3 protein-coding genes and 1 pseudogene are annotated in these 6,545 nt (G+C 28.0%); all 4 read left to right on the forward strand.

What is annotated here, in order from left to right; translation table 11 throughout:
- A pseudogene (locus BMX09_RS10135) lies at positions 1–294 on the forward strand (nucleotidyltransferase); the annotation flags it as partial.
- A gap of 1,484 nt (positions 295–1,778) precedes the next feature.
- Positions 1,779–2,963, forward strand: a complete 1,185-nt coding sequence (locus BMX09_RS09385) for a protein kinase domain-containing protein (protein WP_089748009.1) — start codon at positions 1,779–1,781, stop codon at positions 2,961–2,963.
- A gap of 21 nt (positions 2,964–2,984) precedes the next feature.
- On the forward strand, positions 2,985–3,227 hold the full coding sequence (locus BMX09_RS09980; protein ID WP_143054409.1) for a glutamate dehydrogenase: 243 nt from the start codon (positions 2,985–2,987) through the stop codon (positions 3,225–3,227).
- Positions 3,190–6,360 carry an nSTAND3 domain-containing NTPase gene (locus tag BMX09_RS09390; RefSeq protein WP_143054410.1) on the forward strand — a complete coding sequence of 1,057 codons (3,171 nt, stop codon included), beginning with the start codon at positions 3,190–3,192 and terminating at the stop codon, positions 6,358–6,360. The genes BMX09_RS09980 and BMX09_RS09390 overlap by 38 nt, the downstream gene beginning before the upstream one ends.
- Positions 6,361–6,545 lie beyond the last annotated feature (185 nt).

Genomic DNA, 6,545 nt, shown 5'->3' on the forward strand with positions numbered 1-6,545 from the left:
TCATATGTATCAATGAACATGTGGGGCTTAACACCAGAGTATATGGACTTATTAGAAGTAGGATTTGAAGACTTCTTCAACCAAGACCACCCAGACATGTTAAAAGTCGAATACCTATTACCAATCCACATCGGCGACCTATTAGAAGCCGATAAAGTATCCGTAAAACTATTAGAAACAAACGACAAATGGTTCGGCATGACTTATCACGAAGACAAAGCAGACGTAGCCCAAGCCTTCGACAAGTTAATCTCAGACGGACTATACCAAACAGATCTATTCAGCGATTTGTAGAAAAACAAATTAACTAGAGTCATGGACATATTAAAGTGTCTGTGGCTTTTTTAGTATGCCAATCATAGTATTAATCGAACCATTAAATGATAAGTCATCAGCTTATAACCACGTAGTGTAGTACGCCACAAGGTGGTATAAGAAAAGTGTAAATTATCAAGTACTTTTGACCCACGCTATTTATTAATAAAGGCTGATCTTTAAAAGGTTAGATTAGGTAGTGGTGGGTCAAAAGTATGTGTAAATATTAGGAGTGACGAATAGAATTGACCCACCCAAAAATCTATAAGCAGCTAACAGGAATAGGAAGCTTGCGACAATATAAAATCACCATTTATGTCAATTTAAATATAACCACTTCTGTCAATATAAAATCACCAATTACGTTAATTGACGAGTAGAATTGACCCACCAGAATTATGAGCAAAGACGGGTGTGTAAAAGGATAGAACGGGTATAGGAGGGTCAAAAGTAAGTGTAAATATTAAGAATGATAGATAGAATTGACCCACCATAAAATATTATAAGCAGCGAGTATGAATAGGAAGCTTGCGACAATATAAAATCACCATTTATGTCAATTTAAATATAACCACTTCTGTCAATATAAATTCACCAATTACGTTAATTGACGAGTAGAATTGACCCACCAGAATTACGAGCAAAGACGGGTTTGTAAAAGGATAGAACGGGTATAGGAGGGTCAAAAGTAAGTGTAAATATTAAGAATGATGAATACAATTGCCCCACCTAAAAATCTATAAACCAGCTAACAGGAATAGGAAGCTTGCGTCAATATAAATGTCACCATTTATGTCAATTTAACGTAACCACTTGTGGCAATATAAATTCACCATTTATGTCAATATAAAGTCCCCACTTCTGTCAGTATAAAATCACTAATTACGTCAATTAACAAATGCAAATGACCCAGTAGGAACGCTATAGTAGCTTGAAAGACAAGGAGTTTCAGAAGAATAGGTGGGTCAAAAGTAAGTGTAAATATCAGGAATGACGAATACAATTGACCCACTAGAATTATTAGGGATGACTGGTGTGTAAAAGGATAGAGTAGGTAGAAGTGGGTCAAAAGTATGTGTAAATATGAGGAATGCTGAATAGAATTGACCCACCTAAAAATCTATAAGCTAGCCATTAGGAATAGGAAGCATGCGTCAATTTAAGTTCACCAATTATGTCAATTTAAAATAACCACTTCTGGCAATTGACGATATAATTAACTACAGAAAAGTTGCGTAAAAGAGAAAAAAGTTTCATATAATGGAAAATAGTATTTTTAAGAGACGGGAAAAGGTGCTTATATGCAATTTAGTTTCGTTTATGAAACAAATATCTAAACTGCTGTGGATAACGCTAAATACACTTATTTTTACTTGATTTACGACCTTTATAGGCGTAACATAGTTGGTGCGGATGTTTGGTTTACGTGATTAGATATCCAAATTTAAAATAAGAGGTATAATATGGAAAAAATAATTAATTTTTTTGCTAATATAAAAGAAGAGTTAGCTCAATTACCTAACCCGGAAGATAGTGTAAGTGAGTCTCTTTATAATGATATAGAAAATCAAGACTTGAAATATATTTTCACAAAATTACAGTACAATATTACTGAATGTTATAGAAAGATGAATGGAAGGTTGCCAACAGGCGCTAGCAAAACAGTACATTATTGGGCATCAGAAAGTCGCACTCTATTGACTTGTATTAATATAATAGACAAAATGCAAAATTATTTAAAAAATACCAAATATAATTTTGTAGTAGCTGAGTATTATCAAAAATTATTTGAATATAGTACTACTTTTTTAAATTATTACCAAGGTAGTACTATCCCACCAAATATGGAAAAAGTTGAGTTGTATTTAACAATTCCCATTTTTAAATTAGCTAATCAAACCATTATTTTACGTAATAATGTGAATGTTTCATATGATAGAAAAATAATCGGAGAAGGATCATATGCTAAGGTATATCAATATAAAGATGATTTTTATAATATCCCAGTTATTGTTAAAGTAGCTAAAAATGATTTGAATGAAAAAGAAATTCAGCGATTTATTCAGGAGTATAATATTACAAAATCTCTTAATTCACCATACATAGTAAAGGTTTATCGCTTAGATAAAGAGAAATTAGAATATTACATGGAAAAAATGGATTATAGTTTAGTTAGCTATATTGATAAACATCCTCAATTATCGCTTAACGAAAGAAAACGAATTATTAATCAGATATTTTATGCATTTGAATATATCCATTCTAAAGATATTTTGCACCGAGATATTGCTCCAACAAATATTTTATTAAAAGAATATGAAGATGGAACTATTGTAGTTAAACTATCAGATTTTGGTTTAGTTAAAACACCTAATAACACAATGACCAGCTTAAATACAGAAATAAAAGGGTCATTTAATGATATTACAGGCTTACAAAAAGTGGGATTTGCAAATTATACTATGGCACATGAAATCCACGCATTAACTCGACTAATATATTTTGTGTTGACAGGAAAAACAACCTACCATAAGGCTAAAAAATATCAAAACTTTTTAACATTAGGTATGCAAACGGCAACAACTCAACAACCAAAAAATATCACAGAATTAAAAGAATTATATAAAGAAACGATAAAAGAAGAGTAAGTAAGAAAGAGAGGAAATATATTGAGTAAATACAATGAGATTCAAGCAGCAATTATACAACTTAACGGTGGAGAGTTCCAAAAATTATGTACAGTATATTTAAATAAAAAATATAGATCCCCAATGACTGATTTAGGTTCAAAAGACGGTTCAAATAAAACGACAAAAGGAACTCCTGATGCATATTTTAAAAATCCTAAAACCAATAGATATATATGTACTATGTATGGAACTGCTAGAAGAATTTGTAAAAAGACACGATAAGAGTAAGACTAATGCAACATTAGAGACTAAATATATAGGTAATGAAAAAGTAGAGGAAGTATTAAATAAGTTAGAAAAAAATCAAATTGTATTAATACACGGGTTACCTGGAGTTGGGAAAACTAGACTAGCAATTGAATTGTGTAGTAGATTAATTGATAAGGCAAATATTATTTGTATGCGTAGTACGGGAGAGTCGGGTTATCAAGATATCAAGACAAATTTAGATAGTAAAAAAATAAATTATATCTTTTTGGATGATGCAGAACAAGTAGAGAATATCAAGGCTATGTTTGAGTTGATGTATAATGAAACTTTTAAATCAAAAATAAAATTTATTTTAACATTAAGGGAATATCATGTAGAAAAGCTGGAACCACTTATTAAAGAATTTGAATTTGATAAATATGCATTAAGTAGAATGACTGAAGAAGATATACGTGAATTGATTATAAATTTATTAAATAATCCAGATAGTGAAACTATTAATACAATTAAAGGATTATCCAAATGTAATCCAAGAATGGCAGTTATTGCAAGTAATTTATTAAAACAAGGGAAAGATTTATCTAGTAATACAATGCAGAACAGAGTGTTGGATGTGTACTATTCTGAAATCATCAGACAAAATAATTTATCAGATGATGATCAACATGCTTTATTTATTTTAAGTTTTTTAAATACAATTCATTTAAGTAAGTTAGAAAAAGAAGATATAAATAAGCTGTTAAACTATTGTGAAATAGATAGAACTCAATTTAAGAAATCTATAAATAAAATGATACGTATGGGCTTATTACAGAGCAAAAGAGAAGCAATAAAAGTTGCTGATCAAAGTTTATCAGATTATATATTAGTTAAATATACTGAAAGAGAGCAACTTTTTAAATTACGTGAACTCTATTTGAATTTATATCCTCAATATAGTGATAAATTAAGTGAAATGGTTAATCGTGTTAGTGTTTTTTCAGAATGGAATACATGGAAGAAATATGTAACTAAGGAAGCAAAATATATTTATGAAAATGTAATTGACGAAAATGATAAAGTAGAATTTTTAACACAATATGCTACTGTTTTACCACTACAATCATTTCTTTTTTGCCAGGAATATATAGATGATTTAAAAGAAGAAACATTTGATGTTACAATTGAAGAATTTAATAATAATATTGAATCTAATAAAACAAATAAGATAGTAGACTTAATAAGTACATTAGATGCGACCGAATATAACGAAGAGGCAATCAAGTTATTAATTAATTTTTTACAAAAAGCTCCAAATAATTATATTAGTATCTATACAAGTCTAGTTAGAGATATTGGATTTAAAATAAATGGTGCAAATTTAATTAGTCAGCGAAATCTTATTATTACGTTGTTAATGGATGAACCATCTTCTAAAATGGTAGATAATTTAGTCAAAATAAAAATATGTGAAGAATTTTTAAACTATTATACGAATAAAGTATACTGGAGTAAAGATGCATTAAAATATTGTATGTATGAGTTCGAATCGAATGAACAATTAAAACTATTTCATACAAAAATTTTTGATTTACTTTATAAAATATATGAATTAGAAAATGATGAATTAAATCTTCAAATTGAAAAAGTCTTATTATCATATCCGAAAGGTAAAGTTAAAGAAGATAATAAACAAATAGTTTTAAATGATTTTAACTATATAAGCGAAAAATTCCTTGAACCACAAAAATCATTAACATTTAATCAAGAGATTATCAAGCAAGCATTTTATTATAAATTTAAAAATTCTGAATATGATATATGGCCAAAAGATTTTCAAGAATCTAATAAACACAGAATATATAGAGTATTTAGCAATAATCATATATATAAAAAATCAGATAGAGATTATATTGATGTAGAAGAAAAGGTTAAAGCAAATAAATGTTTGGACTTAGTAAAAGAGTATAAAGATAATTTGCTTGGGTTATTTAATACTTTATCTGAATTTCAAAATAATCAACTTATATGGGATAATAAATTTGAGTATCTAGTAGGACATGCATATTATAAATTAAACAGTACAGATCAAAAAGAATATTTAAAAAGATTATTAAATAGTAAGTTTAAAATAGATTCATACTTTATTTGTTACTTTATTATACATTTATCGTATACTGATGGGAAAGAAGTATTGGATGCAATAGACAAAGATGTACTACCGATATATCGAATTGCTAATGAATTACAATGCGAAAAAATAACTGAAAAACAGTATGCAAAATTAAGTGAATATATAGAAAAGTCAACAAAGGAGATATATCGAATATTTAATATACTAAATTTTGATAAATATATAGAATATGAGAATAGACTGTTAGAAATATTAATTGGTAAATTTGAGGCATCAGATAATAAGGCTGAATTTTTTATGCCAATAACTAATCAAAAAGAGAAAGTATTGGAAGTTGTTAATTTAATAGGAAAACAAAAATTCCAAGAATTATACATAGAATTATTGCCTAAAGCAGAATTTGATCATCTAGGAGATTATTTGGAGTGTATAATTCAAGAAGCTGATGCTAAATTTGTCTCTGATATTTTAATGGCAATAAATATAGCAGACGGGAATAGATGTGATTATTTTGGTGAACGATTTACAATATTATGGAAAAATAAAGACATAAAAGAAGGAGTTAATTTATATCTAGATTATTTAATTCGAATAGATAAAACTTTGATAGGCGGTTGGGTTAATCCTGTATTAAAAGAAATGTTACTACATGATGTAGAGAAATCTCAGAAATATATTTTACAGGAAATAAAACAATCGACGGATAAACAACGCTTAGTTACTTTATATAATATTGCAAGATATACTTATGATAATGAATACTTTATAGAAATATTTAAATTATTTAAGGAGAAAAACTTAAATATAGAAGAACTCCGTAAAATTCATATTGATAAAATGCATGAATCATGGACAAATAGTAGAATGCCATTATTAGATAAACGAATCAAATTTTTAAATGATTTAATTGAAGTGATGGATGAACTGAAGATGTTTAAATGTAAACTACACTTGTGTGATAATCTCGACCAAACATACGATGAAAAAGACCGACAAGAAGAAGCAGAGTTTATAGGTGACATATTTATATAACTATTGAATTTAATAGGCTCTTTGTCAAATAGGGTTGATGGAGTGGAAATAGAGATCATACAGTATTATCTGTATGATTTCTTTTTTTATTTTTTTTATTGTATATTTCCATCATTAAAAAATTTTAGTGCTCAAGTGAGTACAGTTCCTATAATTATCAGCTGAGTGTAGTAATATATGTTTTT

The sequence above is a fragment of the Granulicatella balaenopterae genome (assembly GCF_900111135.1).
Lineage (GTDB): Bacteria > Bacillota > Bacilli > Lactobacillales > Aerococcaceae > Granulicatella > Granulicatella balaenopterae.